At 68.8% G+C, this 19,604-nt stretch carries 20 protein-coding genes; 4 read left to right on the plus strand and 16 right to left on the minus strand.

Features of this window, described 5'->3' with window-relative positions; genetic code table 11:
• The first annotated feature begins 12 nt into the window (after nucleotides 1–12).
• Together SPI01S_RS07320 and SPI01S_RS07325 are read left to right on the plus strand one after the other, a co-directional pair.
• Nucleotides 13–1,581, plus strand: a complete 1,569-nt coding sequence (locus SPI01S_RS07320) for a sensor histidine kinase (protein WP_066720431.1) — start codon at nucleotides 13–15, stop codon at nucleotides 1,579–1,581.
• A 269-nt stretch (nucleotides 1,582–1,850) separates the two neighbouring features.
• Complete coding sequence (locus tag SPI01S_RS07325; RefSeq protein WP_066720432.1) at nucleotides 1,851–1,985, plus strand: entericidin A/B family lipoprotein; 135 nt, start codon at nucleotides 1,851–1,853, stop codon at nucleotides 1,983–1,985.
• Nucleotides 1,986–2,030: 45 nt separating this feature from the next.
• On the opposite strand, the gene tatC is transcribed toward SPI01S_RS07325, so the two are convergent.
• The 12 genes from tatC to SPI01S_RS07380 all read right to left on the minus strand — a co-directional run bounded on the left by tatC (nucleotide 2,031) and on the right by SPI01S_RS07380 (nucleotide 12,964).
• Complete coding sequence (tatC, locus tag SPI01S_RS07330) at nucleotides 2,031–2,813, minus strand: twin-arginine translocase subunit TatC (protein WP_066720433.1); 783 nt, start codon at nucleotides 2,811–2,813, stop codon at nucleotides 2,031–2,033.
• Complete coding sequence (locus SPI01S_RS07335; RefSeq protein ID WP_066720435.1) at nucleotides 2,810–3,277, minus strand: twin-arginine translocase TatA/TatE family subunit; 468 nt, start codon at nucleotides 3,275–3,277, stop codon at nucleotides 2,810–2,812. Before SPI01S_RS07335 ends, tatC begins: the two co-directional genes overlap by 4 nt.
• Nucleotides 3,278–3,374: 97 nt before the next feature.
• Nucleotides 3,375–3,611, minus strand: coding sequence for a twin-arginine translocase TatA/TatE family subunit (locus tag SPI01S_RS07340; RefSeq protein WP_066720437.1), 237 nt, complete (start codon nucleotides 3,609–3,611; stop codon nucleotides 3,375–3,377).
• A 106-nt stretch (nucleotides 3,612–3,717) separates the two neighbouring features.
• Nucleotides 3,718–4,317 carry an SMC-Scp complex subunit ScpB gene (gene scpB / locus SPI01S_RS07345; RefSeq protein WP_174539082.1) on the minus strand — a complete coding sequence of 200 codons (600 nt, stop codon included), beginning with the start codon at nucleotides 4,315–4,317 and terminating at the stop codon, nucleotides 3,718–3,720.
• Complete coding sequence (locus SPI01S_RS07350) at nucleotides 4,314–5,048, minus strand: segregation and condensation protein A (protein WP_066720439.1); 735 nt, start codon at nucleotides 5,046–5,048, stop codon at nucleotides 4,314–4,316. The genes scpB and SPI01S_RS07350 overlap by 4 nt, the downstream gene beginning before the upstream one ends.
• 166 nt (nucleotides 5,049–5,214) lie before the next feature.
• Complete coding sequence (gene nagZ, locus SPI01S_RS07355) at nucleotides 5,215–6,216, minus strand: beta-N-acetylhexosaminidase (protein WP_066720441.1); 1,002 nt, start codon at nucleotides 6,214–6,216, stop codon at nucleotides 5,215–5,217.
• Between the two features lie 41 nt (nucleotides 6,217–6,257).
• Nucleotides 6,258–6,971 carry an SPOR domain-containing protein gene (locus SPI01S_RS07360; RefSeq protein WP_066720443.1) on the minus strand — a complete coding sequence of 238 codons (714 nt, stop codon included), beginning with the start codon at nucleotides 6,969–6,971 and terminating at the stop codon, nucleotides 6,258–6,260.
• A complete protein-coding gene (gene argS, locus SPI01S_RS07365) occupies nucleotides 6,971–8,695 on the minus strand; it encodes an arginine--tRNA ligase (protein WP_066720444.1) in 1,725 nt (574 codons plus the stop codon). The genes SPI01S_RS07360 and argS overlap by 1 nt, the downstream gene beginning before the upstream one ends.
• 196 nt (nucleotides 8,696–8,891) lie before the next feature.
• On the minus strand, nucleotides 8,892–9,308 hold the full coding sequence (locus SPI01S_RS07370) for a hypothetical protein (protein ID WP_066720799.1): 417 nt from the start codon (nucleotides 9,306–9,308) through the stop codon (nucleotides 8,892–8,894).
• Complete coding sequence (locus tag SPI01S_RS22975) at nucleotides 9,298–10,224, minus strand: DNA/RNA non-specific endonuclease (protein ID WP_306305019.1); 927 nt, start codon at nucleotides 10,222–10,224, stop codon at nucleotides 9,298–9,300. The genes SPI01S_RS07370 and SPI01S_RS22975 overlap by 11 nt, the downstream gene beginning before the upstream one ends.
• Before the next feature lie 81 nt (nucleotides 10,225–10,305).
• Complete coding sequence (locus SPI01S_RS07375; protein WP_174539083.1) at nucleotides 10,306–11,460, minus strand: DUF1501 domain-containing protein; 1,155 nt, start codon at nucleotides 11,458–11,460, stop codon at nucleotides 10,306–10,308.
• 4 nt (nucleotides 11,461–11,464) lie between these two features.
• The gene (locus tag SPI01S_RS07380; protein ID WP_084253309.1) at nucleotides 11,465–12,964 is read right to left on the minus strand and encodes a DUF1800 domain-containing protein; all 1,500 of its coding nucleotides are present in this window, start codon (nucleotides 12,962–12,964) and stop codon (nucleotides 11,465–11,467) included.
• A 239-nt stretch (nucleotides 12,965–13,203) separates the two neighbouring features.
• Here SPI01S_RS07380 and SPI01S_RS07385 point away from each other — a divergent pair, with 239 nt between their 5' ends.
• Nucleotides 13,204–13,485 carry a hypothetical protein gene (locus SPI01S_RS07385; protein WP_066720445.1) on the plus strand — a complete coding sequence of 94 codons (282 nt, stop codon included), beginning with the start codon at nucleotides 13,204–13,206 and terminating at the stop codon, nucleotides 13,483–13,485.
• A 174-nt stretch (nucleotides 13,486–13,659) separates the two neighbouring features.
• On the opposite strand, the gene SPI01S_RS07390 is transcribed toward SPI01S_RS07385, so the two are convergent.
• Nucleotides 13,660–13,923 carry a hypothetical protein gene (locus SPI01S_RS07390; RefSeq protein WP_066720447.1) on the minus strand — a complete coding sequence of 88 codons (264 nt, stop codon included), beginning with the start codon at nucleotides 13,921–13,923 and terminating at the stop codon, nucleotides 13,660–13,662.
• Between the two features lie 257 nt (nucleotides 13,924–14,180).
• Between SPI01S_RS07390 and SPI01S_RS07395 the strand changes: the two genes are divergently transcribed.
• The gene (locus tag SPI01S_RS07395; RefSeq protein ID WP_066720450.1) at nucleotides 14,181–14,996 is read left to right on the plus strand and encodes a TorF family putative porin; all 816 of its coding nucleotides are present in this window, start codon (nucleotides 14,181–14,183) and stop codon (nucleotides 14,994–14,996) included.
• A gap of 67 nt (nucleotides 14,997–15,063) precedes the next feature.
• On the opposite strand, the gene SPI01S_RS07400 is transcribed toward SPI01S_RS07395, so the two are convergent.
• The 3 genes from SPI01S_RS07400 to ftsZ form a co-directional block, all read right to left on the minus strand.
• The gene (locus tag SPI01S_RS07400) at nucleotides 15,064–16,230 is read right to left on the minus strand and encodes a deoxyguanosinetriphosphate triphosphohydrolase (RefSeq protein WP_084253310.1); all 1,167 of its coding nucleotides are present in this window, start codon (nucleotides 16,228–16,230) and stop codon (nucleotides 15,064–15,066) included.
• A 40-nt stretch (nucleotides 16,231–16,270) separates the two neighbouring features.
• On the minus strand, nucleotides 16,271–18,004 hold the full coding sequence (locus SPI01S_RS07405; protein WP_066720456.1) for an SPOR domain-containing protein: 1,734 nt from the start codon (nucleotides 18,002–18,004) through the stop codon (nucleotides 16,271–16,273).
• Between the two features lie 87 nt (nucleotides 18,005–18,091).
• Nucleotides 18,092–19,570 (minus strand): cell division protein FtsZ, encoded by a 1,479-nt coding sequence (gene ftsZ, locus SPI01S_RS07410; RefSeq protein ID WP_066720459.1) that lies wholly within the window; start codon nucleotides 19,568–19,570, stop codon nucleotides 18,092–18,094.
• Between the last annotated feature and the right edge of the window lie 34 nt (nucleotides 19,571–19,604).

Genomic DNA, 19,604 nt, shown 5'->3' on the forward strand with positions numbered 1-19,604 from the left:
ACGAATCCACGCATGAACGGCCTGGATTCCCCACTCCGCGGCCGAGGGTTCTCGGCGGCGCTCGGGCGGTTGCCCACGGGCGCCAAGGTATTCCTGATTCTGGTCGGCGCGCTGCTGCCGCTGGCGTTGATCGCACTGTTCACCACGCTGCAGACGACCCGCAGCGCCGACGATGAAGCGCGCGAGCGGCTGACCGTTACCGCGCAGGAAAGCGCCGGCAACGTGGAAAACCTGCTGGCGAATCATGTCGCGCAGCTGGGCGAGGCGCTCGCCGCCCTCGAGCGCAATCCCGACGACGCACCCAGCTGCACCCGCCTCGCGGGCACCTATGCGGCGCAGGGCCAGGCGCACTTCGTCGTCCGCGACGGCCGGGGGCGGACATTGTGCGGCCGGCCGTTCGAACAGGCCGGCATGCTCGCATCCCCGCGCGGGGATGTGTCTGCCCGAATCGTACCCGGCGGCCTGACGCTGCGGATCAGCGGCGGCAGCGGCGCATCGGCCACCGCCTATTATCCGCGCGACCTGCTCGCCGGGCTCGCGCGTCCCAGTGGCTTCGTGCCCGAATATGGCGCGGCGCTGATCGGCCATGGCGACCGGCTGACCCTGCGCGCGCTGAAGGACAACGGCCCGCTCGATCGCGGCAAGAGCCTGCGCAGCAATCTGGGCATCGACGACCTTGCGCTCGAAACGACCATGCCCGGCGCGCCGATCACCTCGCCGCTGGTCATCGCCACGGTGCTGCTGGTGCTGATGTGGATCGCGGCGGCCGGCATCGGCTGGTTCGTCGTCGACATCCTGCTGATCCGCCCGCTGCGCCGGCTGCGCAGCAGCGTGGCCAATTATCAGCCTGGCGACGTGATCGACACCGCGCGCCTGGGGCCCATACCGGCGCAGGAAATCCGCGAGCTGGGCGACACGTTCAGCGAGATCAGCCGCACCGTCCAGGCCCATGAGGCGGACCTCGCCAAGGGGCTGGTGCAGCAGACGCGGCTCACCCGCGAGGTGCATCACCGGGTGAAGAACAACCTGCAGGTCATCTCCAGCCTCATCAACTTCCACGCCCGTGCCGCCAAGGGAGAGGAGGCGGCCAACGCCTATGCCTCCATCCAGCGCCGCGTCGACGCGCTCGCCGTGGTGCATCGCCACCATTATGCGGAGATGGAGGAAAATCGCGGGCTGGAACTGCGCTCGGTGATCGGCGAGCTCGCCGCCAATCTGCGCGCCACCGCACCCGAGCCGTCGCGTGGACTGGGCATCACGCTGGAAGTCGAATCGCTGCTCGTCACCCAGGACGTGGCAATCGCGGTTTCCTTCCTGCTCACCGAAATTGTCGAACTGGCGATCAGCTGCAACGAGTCCGCGCAGATCCGCATCTCGATCAAGGCACCCGAAGACGCCGATCGCGCGGTCGTGCGCGTGTCCTCGCCTGCACTGGTGGGCGGCGCGACCTTCGAGGGGCTGGTGGACAAGCGCTATGGCCGCGTCCTGATGGGCCTTGCCCGGCAGCTGCGCACGCAGCTCCACCACGATCCGCTGGTAGGGGCATACGAGACCACGATCGCGATCACCGGCCGCTTCTAAAAAATCCGACCGGCGCGGGAACCACTCTCCCGAGCCGACGTTTTGAAGTTCGGATAGTGACCTTTTGCCCCCCCGCTCTCGCTATCCACGACATGGGCCCGGAAGCGTCTACCCTCCCCCCCCCCGGTGACGCTTCCGGGCCTACTTCCTTCCAGACATCGCGAGATCGTTTTCCGGCACCGCCCCGCTGCGATGTGCCGCAGGAACGTTTCCACCTGCGCAGCATTGAACTCTTCGTCCCGGCAACCGGGAAACGAAGGAGATTTTCGATGCGTACACTCATCGCCTGCGCCGCGCTTGCCGGCACCCTGCTGATCGCCGCCTGCAACACCGTGGAAGGCGTCGGCAAGGATGTGTCCTCGGCCGGCGACACCGTCGCCAACACGGCTGAAAAGTCGAAGTAAGGAGTTCAGCGCGCCCCTGCCGCAACCGTGGGGCGGGGGTGTCGCTCATTCGGCGGACTGGGTCTCGCCGTCCACTTCGGTCGCCGCCGTACGCTCACGCCGCCGCCGGGTGAAGTAGATCGCCACCAGCGACAGGAAATACAGGCCCACCAGCGGGCCTGCCAGCAGCAGCTGCGAGCCCACGTCCGGCGGCGTCAGCACCGCCGCGATCGCCACCGACGCGACGATCGCATAGCGCCACGCGCCCTTCAGCTGCTCATAGGTAACGATGCCGGCATGTTCGAGCAGCATCAGCAGCACCGGCAGCAGGAACGAAATCCCGAAACCGAAGATGAACTGCATGATGAACTTGAGGTAGCTGTTCACATCGGGCAGCGCTTCCTGCTGCACGCCGGCCAGGTTGCCCTGGAAGCCGAGCAGAAACTTCAGCGCCACCGGCACCGCGATGAAATAGGCCATGGCCGCGCCGGCGATGAACAGCACCGGGGTCGCCAGCAGGAACGGCAGCAGCGCCTGCTTCTCGCGCCGGTACAGGCCGGGCGCGACGAACTGCCACAGCTGGTTGGCGATGATCGGGAACGCGATCATCAGCCCGGCGAAGAAGGCGACCTTCACCTCGACCAGGAAACCGCCGAAGATGTCGGTGTTGATGATCTTCACCTGGCCTGCCGCCTTGAGCGGCGCGACCAGGAAGGAGAGGATGCCGCGCGCGAAATAGAGGCAGCCGCCGAACGCCACGAGCAGCGACAGGATCGACCAGATCAGCCGCTTGCGCAGCTCGATCAGATGCTCGAGCAACGGGGCCTGGGTGTCGTCGATCTCGCTCACGGCTGTACTTCGCTGGCAGGAGGCACGGGCTTGGCGTCGTTGGCGGCGGCGGGCTTCGGCGCCGATACCTCAAGGGGTGCCGGGTCCGGGCGGATTTCCGGCTGCGGCGTCATCACCGGCGCGTCACTGTCATGGGGAACAGCGGCGGGCGCGATCGGATCGTGCGGGACCGTGTCCTGCGCAAGGTGCTCGATCGCGGGCGGAGTCTCCGGCGCGGCGAGCGGCTGGGGCGGATATTGACGCATGATCCGCTCATTTTCCGCCGCCCATTGCTTCTCCAGCTCGGCCAGTTCGGCTTCGCGGACCATCGAGTCGATTCCCGAGCGGAACTGGCGGGCAACGCCGCGCGCCTTGCCCACCCACTTGCCGACGAAATGCATCGCCCGCGGCAGGTCCTTCGGCCCGATGAAGATAAGGGCGGCGATGGCCACGACCAAAAACTCGCCGGAATCGATATTGAACATTCTGTCGGCGCATCCACTCGCACGGCATGCACCGGGGTACCGGCGCGCTGCGGTCAAACCCCGGGCCGCCGGCCTTCACCAGCGCCCCGGCAGGGGCTCAGCGCTGCTCCTCGCGGGCGCGCTCGGCTTCCGGCGTATAGCCCGGCTCGGGCGCGGCCTTGCCTTCGATGCGGGTCGGCGGCGTGGGCGTGGAATCGTCCTCGGCCATGCCCTTCTTGAAGCTCTTGATGCCCTTGGCGACGTCGCCCATCATGTTGGAGAAACGGCCGCCGCCCAGCAGCAGGATGGCGATGATGCCGACGACCAGCCAGTGCATCAGGCTGAAGCTACCCATGAGAATTCTCCTTGATATCCCGACCTATCTAAGGCCCGCAGCTGTCCACGGCAACGGCTGATCACCCTGTACGAAGGTTGGACCGGCCGAATCCGGGATGATCCGCCTATTCCTCGTCCGTGACAGTTTCGCTTTCCGCCGCCGCCTCGGCCGCATCGAGCTGTTCCAATGCGAGATCGACCGGGTCGAGCAGCCCCGCCGCCTTGAGATCCTCGATCCCCGGCAGGTCGCGCCGGCTGGCGAGCCCGAAATGGCTGAGGAAGCCCGGCGTGGTCGCATACATCAGCGGCCGGCCCGGCACTTCGCGGCGCCCGGCGGGGCGCACCCAGCCCGCCTCCATCAGCACGTCGATCGTGCCCTTGGAAATCTGCACGCCGCGGATCGCCTCGATTTCGGCGCGGGTGACGGGCTCGTGATAGGCGATGATGGCCAGCGTCTCGATGCCGGCGCGGCTCAGCTTGCGGCTGTCCTCCCGGTCGCGGCGGAGGAGATGCGCGAGATCGGCAGCGGTCTGGAAATGCCAGCGGTCGCCGCGCCGGACCAGCTCGATGCCGCGCCCGGCATAGGAGTCGCCCAGCGCCGCCAGCGCGGCACGCACATCCACGGCCGGCCCCACATAGGCGCGGATCTCCTCCACCCCCAGCGGCACCTCGGAAGCGAACAGCACCGCCTCGACCGCGCGCACCGGATCGCCCGCGTCGATCATTGCGGAATCGCCTTGAGGTAGAGCGGCGCGAACGGTGCCTCCTGCCGAATCTCCAGCCTCCCCTGTCGCGCCAGTTCCAGCGCGGCGACGAACGACGAGGCCAGCGCCGAGCGGCGATACAGGTCGCTCGCGCCCTCCGGCAGGAAGCTTTCGATCACGTCCCAGTCGATCCGCGTGCCGAGCTGGGTGGAGAGCCGCTCCAGCGCGGCCTCCAGCGTCATCACGTCGCGGTGCGCGACGACATGCATCACCGGGCGGGTGCGTGCGCTGATCCGGCCATAGGCGGCGATCAGGTCGAAGATTTCCACTTCCCACTTCGCCTGGCGCTGGACGCGCAGCCCTTCCGGGTTGCCGCGCGGGAACACGTCGCGCCCCACCCGATCGCGCGCGACCAGTCGCGCCCCTGCCTCGCGCATCGCGCTCAGCCGTTCGAGGCGGAGTTGCAGGCGCAGCGCCAGTTCCTCGGGGCTCGGGCTCTCGGCGGGGTTGCGCGGCAGCAGCAGCGCGGACTTGAGATAGGCGAGCCACGCCGCCATCACGAGATAGTCGGCCGCCAGTTCCAGCCGCAGCGCGCGCGCGGCGTGGACATAAGCGAGATATTGCTCGACCAGGTCGAGGATCGAGATCTGGCGCAGGTCCACCTTCTGCGTGCGCGCCAGCGCCAGCAACAGGTCGAGCGGGCCTTCCCAGCCTTCGACCTCGATCTTCAGGATGTCGTCGCCCCCGTCCACCGGGTGGTCATAGGGAGGGCACGCCCCCCAAGCAAATCCGCAAGTCTTAAGCCCCTCCCCTTCAGGGGAGGGGTTGGGGTGGGGCCGTGTCTCGCAGAGACCAACCTGCCTTCTGGCATCCCTCCACCCCCAACCCCTCCTCCAAGGAGGAGGGGCTTAGAAAGGGTCACACCCCCAGCAGCGCATCCCGTTTGGCCAGCAGCTCGGCGAGCGGCACGTCCTCCGCTTCCCCGACCGACCCCATCGCCCGCGCCAGCCGCTCCAGGCACGCCGCCGGGGCATCGGGGATCCGCTCCACGATCTCCACCATCTCGGGCATCCGGGCCCAGCAATCGAGCACCACGTCGCAGCCCGCCGCAAGCGCGCGCTCGGCCTTCTCACCGGCAGTGCCGGAGAGCGCCTTCATGTCGATATCGTCGGTGAGCAACAGCCCGTCGAAGCCGATCCGGCCGCGGATCACGTCGCGGATCACCGTTGGCGACAGCGTTGCCGGCAGCTCGGGGTCCCAGGCCTCGAACACGATATGCGCGGTCATGCCCATCGGTGCGGAGGCGAGCCGCTGGAACGGCAGCAGGTCCGCCGCGAGCTCCTCTGCCGAGGCCTTCACCCGCGGCAGTTCGAGATGGCTGTCGACCAGCGCCCGGCCATGCCCCGGCATGTGCTTGATCACCCCGGCCACGCCGCCGCGGTTGAGCCCGTCGAGCAGCGCACGCCCCAGCGCCGCCACCCGCATCGGCTCCGCACCGAATGCGCGATCGCCGATCGCCGGCGTGCCATCGGGCACCGCCACATCCAGCATCGGCGCGAGGTCCACATTCACCCCCGCCTTGCGCAGGATATGCGCCAGCGCCTGCCCGTTCGCCCGCGCCGCCTCGATCGCCGAAATCGGCGCGCGGTCATACAGCGCATCGAACGCCGCGCCCGCCGGGAAGGCAGGCCACACCGGCGGCTGCATCCGGGCGACGCGGCCGCCCTCCTGGTCGATCGTGATGGGCAGATCGTCCCGCCCGTGCAGCGCGCGCAGATCGTCGGTCAGCGCCCGCATCTGCGCCGGATCGACGCAGTTGCGCTTGAACAGGATATAGCCGAGCGGCTCCGCCTCGCGGAAGAAGGCGCGTTCGTCGTCGGTCAGCGTCGGGCCGGAAAGGCCGAAGATCACGGGCTTCATGGCGGCAGGCCTACCCGATCCGGCAGGCCCCGCAACCCCTGTTAGCTGGCAACGAAGCAGTTCTCGCCCGCAACCTTCAACTTGCCGCAGATCTCGCGCGCCTGGCCATTGCTGCCCGCATTCACCCGCAGCCGGTAGACTGTCTTGCCCTCCGGCGTGGCGAAGGGCACCACCAGCCTGCCGAGCGGCGCGAGATAGGCGAACCGCTTCGACATCCGCGTCCAGGCGATGTTCGCCGCGCCCTCGCTGGGGAAGGCGCCAAGCTGCACCAGCGCACCGGCCCCCTCGCCCGGCCCGCTGGCGGCGACCGCCTTCGGAGTCGGCGTCGGCTTGACCAGCGTCGGCGCGGGCAGCGCGATGGTCGCGCTGCTGCTCGCCTTGGGACCGTTCGTCGGCACCTGTCGCGGCTTCTGCCCTTCGACCGGGGCCTCGGGCAGCGCGCCGACATTGATGCCGGCCTCGCTCGGCCCGCCCTGGCTGGTGCGGAAGACGATGTCGCCCTCGCCGTCGACGCGCATCCCGCCCGGCTGGTCCGGCCGGATCTTGTACGGCTCGGCCGGGGCGGCGATCAGCGCCCCGTTGCCGTCGCGCGATGCCTGGTGCTTGAGCCAGTAGTAGACGGCGCCGACTGCCCCCAGCACGAGCAGGGCGAGGAAGATCGTGACGAACACGCGGCCCTGCCGCGGCTCCTCATAGGCATCCTCCACCGTCTCCAGCCAGGGGAGCCGCTCGCTGTCGTCGTACCGCGCGGGCATCACATTTCCTCGACCGCCTCCACGCCCATCAGCGCGAGGCCGTTGCGGATGACCTGCTGGATCGAGCGGCCGAGGAACAGCCGCGCAGCGGTAAGCGCCGGCTGCTCCGCGATCAGGAAACGCCGATCGGCAGAATCATTGCCGAGATTGTAGAGCGCGTGGAACTCGGCTGCGAGATCATAGAGATAGAAGGCGATGCGGTGCGGCTCCCGCGCGCTCGCCGCGGCTTCCACCACCCGCGGGAACTGCGCCGCCAGCTTGGCCACGGCCAGCTCGCGCCCGTCGAGCAGCGACAGGTCCGCCGCCGCGTCCAGGCTGATCCCCGCCTCGGCCGCGCGGCGATGCACCGATGCCACGCGGGCATGGGCGTACTGCACGTAGAACACGGGATTTTCCTTGGACGTCTCGAGCACCTTGGCGAAGTCGAAGTCCATCTGCGCATCCGCCTTGCGGGTGAGCATGGTGAAGCGCACCACGTCTTTGCCCACTTCGCGCACCACATCGGCCAGCGTCACGAAATTGCCCGCGCGCTTCGACATCTTCACCGGCTCGCCGGCGCGCAGCAGGCGGACCATCTGGACCAGCTTGACGTCGAACCGGGTCTGCCCGCCGGTCAGCGCCTGCACCGCCGCGACGATGCGCTTGACCGTGCCGGCATGGTCCGCGCCCCAGATGTCGATCAGCTGGTCGGCCGACTGCGCCTTCTGGAAGTGATAGGCGAGATCGGCGCCGAAATAGGTCCACTGGCCGTTCGACTTCTTGATCGGGCGATCCTGGTCGTCGCCGAACTGGGTCGAGCGGAACAGCGGCAGCTCCACCGGCTCCCAGTCCTCGGGCGTCTCGCCCTTGGGGGCCTCGAGCACGCCGTCATAGACGAGGTCGCGTTCGCGCAGCCACGCCTCGGCCTGTTCGGGCTTGCCGGCGGCCTGCAGCTCGGCCTCGGACGAGAACAGGTCGTGCCGGATGCCGAGCAGCGCCAGATCGTCCTTGATCATCACCAGCATCGCCGCGACCGCCGCCTTGCGGAACAGCGCCAGCCATGCGCTCTCGGGCGCATCGACGTACGTGTCGCCATAGTCGGCGGCAAGCTGCGCGCCGACCGGCTTCAGATAGTCGCCCGGGTACAGCCCCTCGGGGATCTCGATCGCAGCACCCAGCGCCTCGCGGTAGCGCAGATGCGCCGAGCGGGCGAGCACGTCGACCTGGCCGCCCGCGTCGTTGACATAATATTCGCGGATCACCTTGTGGCCGACGAACTCGAGCAGCGTCGCCAGCGCATCGCCCACCACCGCGCCGCGGCAATGGCCCATGTGCATCGGGCCGGTCGGGTTGGCCGAGACATATTCGACGTTGACCGTCGTCCCCGTGCCCAGCGACGAGCGGCCATAGTCGGCCCCGGCGCGCAGGATCTCGGCGACTTCGCCGCGCCAGGTGTCCTCGGTCAGCGACAGGTTGATGAAGCCGGGGCCGGCGACCGACACGGCCGAGACCTCGGGCAGCTTCTGCAGCTCGACGACCAGCTTCTCGGCGAGCGCGCGCGGATTGGTGCCGGCGGGCTTGGCGAGCACCATCGCGGCGTTGGTGGCGAGATCGCCATGGCTCGGATCGCGCGGCGGCTCGACCGTGATCGCGCGTCGCTCCAGCCCCGCAGGCAAATCGCCGGCGAGGACGAGCGCATCCAGGGCCAGATTCAGATGCGCGGCGAAACGAGCATAAAGCGTCATTGAGCAATCCAATGGGAATGGGAGCGGCGGCTGTAGCGCAGTGGCGCGGCGCCGTCATCCCTATTGGGATTTGCGATCCTTCCCTGCAAGGGGCGGTGGCAGGTCGCGGGCCTGACGAAGGGGTGTGGCCTGTCGAGGCGGCACACCGTCACACCAGCCTCGAAACCCATCGGTCGCGCTCCGCGCCGCTTTCACTTTAGAGGGTGTAGGAGGGGCCCCCGACCTCCTCCCAGGGCGGATATAGGACAGGCTTGTCGCCGTAGTAGCGGCGCGTCAAATCGCGACGACGCTCCAAGAAACTCCCGGCACGGCTCGGATCATCAGGGTAAAAATACTGTACTTCGAAACGTCCGCTACGAATGAAATACTCGATTTCAGACCAGCGCGCCGGCCCCTCCTGCGCATACCAGAGATCGAGTAGTATCTCACTCCATCGATCCAGATCCACATCCCTGTACATGACGTGATTACCACCCTCCTTGAAAACTGCAGGCGCAATCATCTCAGGATCGACCTCCGCATGGAGCAAGCTGTTCTCGACGGGATACTCGGCATCCTCCGCGAGCATTTGTCCAATCTCCAAAAGCAGACGCTCCGTCTCGTCAGCGGACATGCACTCCTCCCTCCCGCTCATTGGGCAGCTTCACACTTCGCTTCACGCCATCGACATAGAAGACGACATCGATCGTGGTAGGACGCTGAGAGAGTGCTCGAAAATGCGGTACGATCGCGACCGTAACCCGATGTCCCGCACGCTTCTCTCGCGCCCATTCATCCTCTATCGCCCGATACCTGCCCCGGTTGACGTTCGAGTCCTGCGCGAAGTGGTTGAAAGCCTCCGTAGGCCCGTTGAAGCGCGGCGCGATGTAATGTCCGCCGTCGTCCTTCGGCAATCGATCGGTCCCACCGGCGCTGCGCTGCAGACGTCGCGATCGCGGCTGCGGCGGTGCCAGAACCAATGTCCCAGACACCCGTCGAGTTCGCCCACGCTCGTCTATTTCATAGTCATACCCGTTGCGAGAAACGTGCCGTCGAGAGTCCTCCGCCTGGGGGCGAACAGTTCCTGCTGCTGCCACGTGACTGGTCGCGACACGCCGCCCCTGTTCCGCTTCACCGCCCCGCGCAGATGTAGCTATCCAACTTACGGTCGCCCCGCCGCCTCCAAAGCCTCGCGCTGCGCCATCGCGGCGAAAGGCACCAGTAGGGCGACCTTTGGGAGGGTCCCAACTGCTCTGTGTGCCACCCCCGCCGAAGCCCTTCTCCGCACCACCCGGACGGAAATTCTCAGCACTTCCGCTTTTGGGACGTGCCCGGTCACCGGCCTCTCTTCGTCCAGCCGACGCTTGCCCTCTACCCGCAAAGGTGAACTGGCCATTTGCCGGATCATGCCAAGGGTTGAACTTGAACTCGATCGCGCCTTCACCGCCGCGGCGCTGGCGCCGCCCGGTCCGCAACCAAATCGTAAATACTCGCCGCTGCTCCGAAGCTGCCTGCACGCGCATTCCCCCGCATCCACCGAGGGTCGGCATTTAGAACAAAGCAGGAACTTTTTCAAGATAGCGTAACGATCCTGGCGCGCTTGATCCGCCATTCCGGACCAATCCACGCCCCTACCCCCGCACCAACCCCTCCATCCCCGCCGCCGTCGTCATCGCCGGGAACAGCGCCTTCGCCGTCCGCACCGGGGCCAGCGCGAAGTGTCGCGACACCGCGCTGGCGATCAGCACGTCGAGCGCCGTGGTCGGCTTCAGGTCCCGCCCCTCGTACAGCGCCGCGTCGCCCAGTCCCGGCCAGTCGGCCTGCACCCGGCCGCCTTGCACCGCGCCGCCGAGCAGCATCGCGACCGATCCGGTGCCGTGATCGGTGCCGCCGGTGCCGTTGGCCTTCACCGTCCGGCCGAACTCGGTCGCCACCACCACCAAAGTATTGTCCCAGTGCGGCCCCAGCCCTGCTTTCAGCGCCGCGACCATTGCGTCGAGGCCCTTGAGCTGGTTGCCCAGCCGGCCGCGCTGGCCCGAATGGGTGTCCCAGCCGCCGGTCTCGATCATCGCGACGCGGGCGCCGCCCGGGGCGGAGAGCAGCTTGGCCGCCAACGTGCCGGTATCCGCCGCCTTCTTGCCCCCGTCACCGCCGAGATCGCCGGTGAGCATCCGCGTCGCCATCGCCTCCTGCCACAGCGGGTTGAGCTGCTTGTCGCCTGCGTACATCGCACTCACCCGCGCAAGCAGGTCGTCGGAGGCGTCGGGCAGCGAGGAAGGCGCGTAGCTCGCCACCTCCACCGTCCCGCGCAGCGCCATCGGCACCGAGGCGGCGAGCGCCAGTCCCTTGTCGCCCTCCGGCAGCAGCCGGAGCAGCCGGTTCATCCAGCCGTCCTTGAGCTGATAGGCCGAGACGCCGCCGGTCTCGAGCACGTTCTGCCCGTCGAAATGCGAGCGGTCGCGGTACGGCGAGGCCACGGCATGGACGAACAGCGCCTGTTGCGCCCGGTAGAGCCCAGCCAGGTTGGCCATTGCGGGGTGCAGCGCAAACATGCCGTCCAGCTTCGGCGCACTGGCGAAGTCGGCCGCAAGGTCGCCGCGCGCGCCGGCAAAGGCAGGGTCACCCACGGGTGCCACGATGCCGAGCCCGTCGGCGGCACCGCGCTGGATGATGAAGACGAAGCGGCGCTCGGTCGGCGCGGCGGCGAAGGCCATGCGCGCGCCGAGCGGCGAGAGCATCAGCGCGGTGGCGCCGGCGGCGAGCAATTGGCGACGGTGGAGCATCATGACGCTATCTCCGCAGGAACTCGGGGGCGACCAGCAGCAGCGCGACCCCCTGGCTGTTGCTTTCCGCCCGCGCGATCGCCTGGGCGGTGGCGGGGCTGAGCGCTTCCGGGAACATCTCGGCAGCGCGGGCGCGCGGATCGATCTGGTCACGGGTGCGCTGCGCCATCCGCTCGGCGGCCTCCACCCGGCGCAGCACCGCGTCCGGACCGGCCCAGGCGCCGGTCACGTCGTCCCAGCCGGCGGGCGAGCCCGGCTTCCACACCGGCTGTCCCAACTGGTACATCAGCCCGGGCACCGCATTGGGCTGAAGCTGCTGGGTGCCCACCGCGCGCATCGCGGAGATCGACCATTCCCAGGGCGACTTGAACTTCACCGTTCCCGGCGCCCAGCATTCCGGCGATGCGATCAGCGTGCGGTAGAGGCTCGGCAGGTCGCCGCCGGTCTTGCGGAAATTCGCCTCCAGCCGCGCGACCAGCTTCGGCGGCGGATCGTCGCCGGCGAAGTGCCGCGCGAGCTTGGTCGCGACATGGCGCGCCGTCGCCGGGTGCGTCGCGAGGTGATCGAGCACCGCCGCCGCCTGCGCTTCGCCCGTTTGCGCCCATGACTTGCCGAGGATCGTCCGCGTGCCCGGTTCGTGCAGCGCATCGGCATAGACGAAGTCGCCCGGCCGCCCGGTGCCGCCGACGAACTTCGCCGCCGGCCCGCGGCCGAAGCCGGCGATCGTCCACCCGGTCAGCGCCCGGGCGAACTCGGTCACGTCGGCCTGGCTGTAGCCGGTGCGCACGCCCAGCGTGTGCAGCTCCAGGATTTCACGGGCGAGATTTTCGTTGAGGCCCAGGTTGCGCCGAACGTTCGGACGATTGCCCGCGCGCACCGCCAAGGGGCTGTTCGGCCCCACCGATACCGCCTGGTCGAGGAACAACAGCATCGCCGGGTGGCGCTCCACCGCGAACAGCATGTCGCGGAAGCTGCCCATCACATGCGGGCGGATCGCCTCGAACTCGAACGCGCCGGCGAGGTTGGTCACCTCCATCTTGTCGCCCGAGACGGCGAAATGGTTGGCCCAGAAATGCGCCAGCCGCTCGGCGAACGGCGCCGGCGACTGGATCGCCGCGAGCGCGCGCGCGGTGACGGCGCCATTGTACAGCTCGCGGCTCTGCTGGCCGAACTGCTTGCGGAAAGTCTCGGTCGGGTCGTCCGCCGCCTGCACCACCGGCGGCTGCGCAACCATCGGCGCCATGGCGCCGGCAGGTCTGGCCGGCATCGCGGCGGGGGGCGCGGCCGCGGCAGGGGCCGCCGCCTTTTTCAGCTGCGCAAGCCGCTCGCGATAGTCGACGAATTGCGCGACGAGCGTGCCGCTGGCCGGCTGGCCCGCCAGCATCGCCGGCACGGCTGCATAGCGGCCGAGTTGCTGGTCCAGCCAGGCGCGCGGATCGGCGCCGGGATCCTCCGCCGGGCGCGCGCCCAGGCCGAAGCGGTTCAACGCGATACTCTTGTCCGCCATCGCCGATACCTCCGCATGGTAGCAGCCTCGCTACCAGGCGAGTGTCGCAGAAGTTTGCCAGGACCAACGGTTCGTCGCATCGACAAGCGGTTCGTCCCACGACCGTACGATTGCGTGAAGCGCAATCATGACCCCCGTGCTTTGCGGTTGTCGAATCTGCTGCAGCGCAACATTTTATCTATCAAGAACATACGAAGGATGCCGATCTGGCTCTTTTGGCCCAACGAAGGAGAAAGATCGTGACCCGTTTCACCATCGCACTCGCAGCTACCCTGTTCGCCGCCGCTCCGGCTTTTGCCGCTGACAACGCTGCCACCCGCAGCTTCACCCGTGACGGCGTGACCTATGTCTACACGTCGACCCCCAAGGGTGACGCGCAGGTCCTGGAAGGCGTTGCCAAGCCGGGCAACCAGAAGTTCCGCCTCGTCGTCCGCAACGGCTGGGTCGATGGCAACGCTGCCGGCACCCGCGTGTCGTTCCGCGTGCCCAAGACGACCAAGGTGCAGGTCGCTTCGCGCTAAGCGACGCCCACGCATCACGGCGTATGAAAAGCCCCGCGTTCGCATCGGCGACCGCGGGGCTTTTTCGTGACCCGCGCATGGCTGCTCCGGACGGAAGCGTCGCACATACGAATGTGCCCCGCGGTCGCCGAGGCAACCGCGGGGCTTTCCGTTCTGGGGGGACGGAAACTGAACCTAGCTGGTGGCGCCGGCGGCGCTGCTGCCGCCTTCGCGACGCGCTGCCTCTGCCGGCGCCTTGCGGGTCGGCAGATACTGGTGCTTGCCGGCCTGATGATGGGCCTGCGCAGCCTCGGCCTTGTGGCCCTTCATGCGCCAGGTGACGACATGGCTCTTGCCGGCGGGCATCCACACCCGCTCATGGGTTTCGTGGAGCGACTGGGCCGCTGCCGGCGCGGCGATCAGGGTCGCCGAAAGAAGTGCGGCGGTGGCAAGCTTCATGGTGGCGTTCCTCATGGTTGCGGCATCTCTCCTGCACCACGGCCTACCCCGCCGGCTTTGCGTCACCCTTGCACGGCTGTAACGAAACATTGCCTTTTCGCCGCCGACGCCCCTCAGCAACATTTTATTACATTCAAGCCAAGAAGCGGCAATGCTGCAGCGCGAAGATGCGGGTGGAACGACAGTCCCGTCCTTGAGAACGGGTCGCCGTGCCGACGCAGGCTGGAACTTCACTCGCACCCGAGAGGGAATGTTCCATGAAGATTCGTCTTGCCGCCGCAGCCCTGCTCGGCCTGTCCTCTCCGGCCTTCGCGCAGGAGAGCGATGCACCACCGCCCATCACGGTATCGGGCAGCGTCGCGCTGGTTTCCGACTACCGCTTCCGCGGCGTTTCCCAGACCGACAAGCAGATGGCCGTCCAGGGCGGCCTCACCGTCAGCCATGAAAGCGGCCTCTACGGCGCGCTGTGGGGCTCCAATCTCTCCGGCTGGGGCACCTTCGGCGGCGCCAATATGGAGCTGGACGTCGTTGGCGGCTACAAGCTGCCGATCGGCAAGGGCGCCGCGCTCGACGTCGGCGTGACCTGGTACATGTATCCGGGTGGCGCCTCGAAGACCGACTTTGCCGAGCCCTATGTGAAGCTCAGCGGCACCCTCGGCCCGGTATCGGCGCTTGCCGGCGTCGCCTATGCCCCCGCGCAGGAGGCGCTGGGTAACTGGAGCAACACCCCGCAGAGCAGGGCCGGCGACAAGGAGGACAATCTGTACCTCTGGGGCGACATCAGCACCGCGGTGCCGAAGACCCCGATCACGCTCAAGGCGCATCTCGGCTATTCGGACGGCAACCCCGGCCTCGGCCCCAACGGCACCAGCGTCGCACCGACGGGCAGCTATGCCGACTGGCTGGTCGGCGCGGACCTGGCGCTGGGCAAGGTGGTGCTCGGCGTCGCCTATGTGGACACCAGCATCTCCAAGCGCGACGGCGCCTATCTCGAGCCCAACTTCTCGAGCACCAAGGACGGATCGACCATCGCCGGCAGCCGGGTGGTGTTCTCGGTCAGCGCAGCGTTCTGAGCGAACAGGCGAACAAGGAAGGAAGCGCGCGTTTCCTCCCCCGCTGGGGGGAGGAAACGGCGCTCGCCTAGAACCCTTCGGGCAGATCGATCGTCCCGCAGACTTCGCGATATCGCGCGATGGCATAGCGGTCGGTCATGCCGGCGATGAAGTCGGCGATGTGGCGGCTGCGCCAGGGCTCTTGCGCCGGCAGCGCCTCGCGCCACTCGGCGGGCATCAGCCCCGGATCGGCGGCATAGGCCGCGAACAGCCCGGACACGACCTGGCGCGCCGAGGCCGCCGCCGCCAGCTGGCTGGGGTGATGGTAAAGGTTCGCGTACATGAACCGCTTCAGTCCGCGCTCGGCATCGCGCATCGCGGGCGAGAATCCGGCCAGGCAGCGCCCGGCGCGGCGAACCTCGTCCACCGTCTCCACGCCCGATTCCGCGATCCGCGCCTTCGTCTCGCCGATGAAGTCGTTGACCATCAGCCCGATCTGCGAGCGGATCAGCTCGCCGGTCAGCCGTTTGGCGCCGACACCCGGGAAGCGCGCCTGCACGTCGGCCCAGGCCGCGGCGATCATCGGCACATCCATGATCTGGTCGAGCGTCAGCAGCCCGGCGCGCAGGCCGTCGTCGATGTCGTGATTGTCATAGGCAATGTCGTCGGCAATCGCCGCGACCTGCGCCTCGAGCGAGGGCCAGCTGTCCAGCTCGAGCGGAAACTCGGCATCGGCGGCGGCGAGCGCCCATTGCGGCTCGTGGATCGGGCCATTGTGCTTGGCGAGGCCTTCCAGCGTGTCCCAGGTGAGGTTCAGGCCGTTCCACGAGGGATAGGGACTGTCCAGCAGGGTCAGCGTGCGCAGCGTCTGGCCGTTATGGTCGAACCCGCCCCGCCCGGCGAGCGCGACTTCCAGCGCATCCTCGCCGGCATGGCCGAACGGCGGGTGGCCGATGTCGTGCGCCAGGCACAGCGCCTCGGTTAGGTCCTCGTTCAACCCCAGCGCGCGGGCGATGGCGCGGCCGATCTGCGCCACTTCCAGGCTGTGCGTGAGCCGCACGCGGAAATGGTCGCCGTCGGGCGCCAGGAACACCTGCGTCTTGTGGCGCAGCCGGCGGAAGCTGATCGAATGGATGATCCGGTCGCGGTCGCGCTGGAAGGCGTCGCGCGGGCCGCGTGCGCCGCCCCCGGCTTCGGGGTGCAGGCGCCCGCGCGTCTGGCCGGGCATACAGGCCCAGGAGGAAAGCTGTTTCACGCCTGCGCCCCTAGCCCAGCCCGCTGGCCATGTCGAAGGGTCAAGGCGCGATCTTGGCGACCTTCTGCCCCGCCTCGCTGGTGACGACGAAGGCCGAGACGCCCTCGCCCGCCAGCTTGTTGACGAAAGCCTGCGCCTCGCCGCTGGTCTTGAACGGCCCGGTGACGATGCGGTTGGTCGCCTTGAACGGCATCCACCAGCCGCCATGGGTGCGGAACAGCTTCGGCGCCTTGGCGGACACGCTCTTCCAGGCGCGATCGACCGTCGATTCGTTCGCGCCGCTCGCCACCTGCACCCACACGCGCTCGGGATCGGCCTTTTTCGGGTCCGGCTTCTTCGGCTCGGGCTTCTTGCCCTTCACCGGCCTGGCATCCGCCTCGTCGCCGGGCTTCGCACCCTTCCTGGCACCCGGCTTGGCCGGCTTGGCGTCGACCTCGTCCTCGGCCTTGGCGCCTTTCTTCGGCGTCGGCTTTGCGGGCTTGGCGTCTTCCTCCTCCGCCACCGGCACGCGCCTGGGCTCCGGCTTCGGACGGACGGTGACGGTCGGCTTCGCCGCGAGGACCGGCTTCGGGGCTGGCGCAGCGACCGTCGGGCGCGCAGCCGGCGCGCGCTCGCTGGCGGGCACGTCGATATCGGCGATGATCGAGGCGAGCGGCGAGTGCGCCGGTGCCACGTGGCGGACCTCCGGCGGCGGCGCCGGGGTCGGCTGTAGAACCGGCCGAGCCGCGGGCGTCGGCTGGGGCACCGGGATGGGCTGCCACGTCGGACGCGCGGCCGGGGTCGGCTGCGAGATCACCGGCTGCGGCGCCGGCGCGCTCGGCACGGCCCGCGCGACCGGTGCCACCTCGGCCTGGGCAAGCTGTACCGGGGCCGTCCTGGGCGTCGAGGCCGTCCGTCGCCCGCGCGCATCGGCGCGGACCGGCGCCGCGACCGGCACCGCCGGCTGGGCCTGCGCGATCTGGACCGGCGCGGGCCCGGTATAGGCCGGGAGGGAGGGCGCCATCCGCGCGTCCGTCAGCCGCGCCGGCGTGGGAGACAACTCGCCGAAATGCACTGCGAAGGCGCGGTCGGCCGGTCCCAGCGTCGCGATCCGCCGGAAGAAGGGCAGCAGGTTCCTGCCCGCCGCACCCGGCAACACGGTAGCCGCGATCTTCTCGGCCCCGGCGATGTCGCCGTTCATCGCCAGGATGAAGGCGCGATCCCGCCACGCCGCGCGATCCTGCGCGCGCAGCAGCGCGTCGAGCTCGCGCTCCGCCTCCGCCCGATTGCCGCTGATGCCGAGCGAGAGCGCATAGTGGCGCACCACGTCGTCCTCACGCCGGGTCGCCAGCGCCAGCTTGTAGTCGCGCTGGGCGAGCAGCGGCTGGCCGAGCAGATCATAGGCGAAGCCGCGATCGGCGGCGAACTCGCGCACGTCGACGCCGTGCTGCTCCGCGCGCTGGAACAGTCGCAGCGCCTCGCCCGGCCGCTCCTGCCGCACCAGCACCGCCGCGCGGTTGCTGGCGATGCGCGGATTGCTCACCTCGACGCTCTCCGCCCGCTGGAGCAGCGCCAGCGCGCCCGTCAGGTCGCCCAGCCGCGTGCTCAGCCGCGCCGCCGCAAGCAGCGCCTCGACATCGCGCGGGTTCTCGGCAAGCACGCGCATCTGCGTGGCGAGCGCGTCGGCATCGGGATTGTGCGCCTGGACGATCTCGCTCTGGGCCCATACCGGCGACGCGCCAAGGAGCAGCGCCGACGCGAACGCGCCGATGCCGAGATGTTTCTTGCTGATCATGTCGAGCTAACCGCTAGCGACGCGGCGCTGAACGGCCGCTGACAAAGGTGACGGGTGGCCGGCGAACCGTGCCACCCGTGCGCCGTCTTACTGGTTGTTCTGGCTGCGCAGGAAGCGCGGGATGTCCAGCGGATCCTTGTCCTCTTCCTCGGTGGCCTTGGTGCCACGCGAGGCCGAGGCCATGCGCTCGAACAGCGTGCCGCCGGTCTTGGGACGCGGACGCGTATCGGCATCGTCATCGCCGCCGGTCAGCCAGCGGCGACGGCCGGCCGGTGCCTCGGGTGCCGGGGCGGGCGCCGCCGCGGGGGCCGGCGACGGCACCAGCGCTTCGGTGCCGAGCAGCAGCTCGTCCGAAGCCGGGGCCGGCGGGGTCGGCGCGGCCGCGGGCGCCGGTGCAGCGGCGACGGGCTCCGGCGCGGGCGCGATCGGCGCAGGTGCCGGAGCTTCCTCTACGACCGGCGCGGGTGCGACCGGCTCCGGTGCAGCGGCGATCGGCGCGGCGGCAACCGCCTCGGGCGCGGGCGCGGCCGTGGTGCGGCGCGGGGTGGAGAAGGAGAAGACGCGCGGCTGTTCGGCCGGGGCGGCCGGGCGGTTCTCGACATTCGCGTCGATACCGGTGGCGACCACCGAAACGCGGATGCGGCCTTCCAGCTCCGGGTTGAACGCCGAACCCCAGATGATGTTTGCGTCGGGATCGACCAGCTCGCGGATATGGTTCGCGGCCTCGTCGACCTCGAGCAGGCGCATGTCCTCGCCGCCGGTGATCGAGACGATCACGCCCTTGGCGCCGTTCATCGAAACGCCGTCGAGCAGCGGGTTGGCGATCGCCTTCTGGGCGGCGATCAGCGCGCGGTCGTCGCCGTCCGCCTCCCCGGTGCCCATCATCGCCTTGCCCATCTCCTGCATCACCGAACGCACGTCGGCGAAGTCGAGGTTGATTAGGCCGGGCATCACCATCAGGTCGGTGATGCCGCGCACGCCCTGCTGCAGCACCTCGTCGGCCATCTCGAACGCTTCCTTGAAGGTCGTGTTCGCATTGGCGATCAGGAACAGGTTCTGGTTCGGGATGACGATCAGCGTATCGACGTACTTCTGCAGTTCCTCGATGCCCGCTTCGGCCGATTGCGCGCGGCGCTTGCCTTCGAACGCGAACGGCTTGGTGACCACGCCGACGGTCAGGATGCCCATCTCGCGCGCCGCCTTGGCGATCACCGGCGCCGCACCCGTGCCGGTGCCGCCGCCCATGCCCGCCGCGATGAAGCACATATGCGCGCCTTCGAGCGACTGCTGGACCTGCTCGATCGTCTCTTCCGCCGCCGCACGGCCGATCTCGGGCCGCGAGCCCGCGCCCAGGCCCTGCGTGATCTTCGCGCCCAGCTGGATGCGCTGCGAGGCGACCGACTGCTTCAGCGCCTGCGCATCGGTGTTGGCGACCAGGAACTCGACGCCCTGTACCTCGGCACGGATCATGTTGGCGATGGCATTGCCGCCAGCGCCGCCAACCCCGATCACCGCGATCTTCGGCGTCAGCTCGTCCACGTCGGGGGGAAGGAAATCGATACTCATTCTATGGTCTCCCGTGGCAGCGCATCGGCGACGC

It is taken from the genome of Sphingomonas pituitosa NBRC 102491 (genome assembly GCF_001598435.1).
Lineage (GTDB): Bacteria > Pseudomonadota > Alphaproteobacteria > Sphingomonadales > Sphingomonadaceae > Sphingomonas > Sphingomonas pituitosa.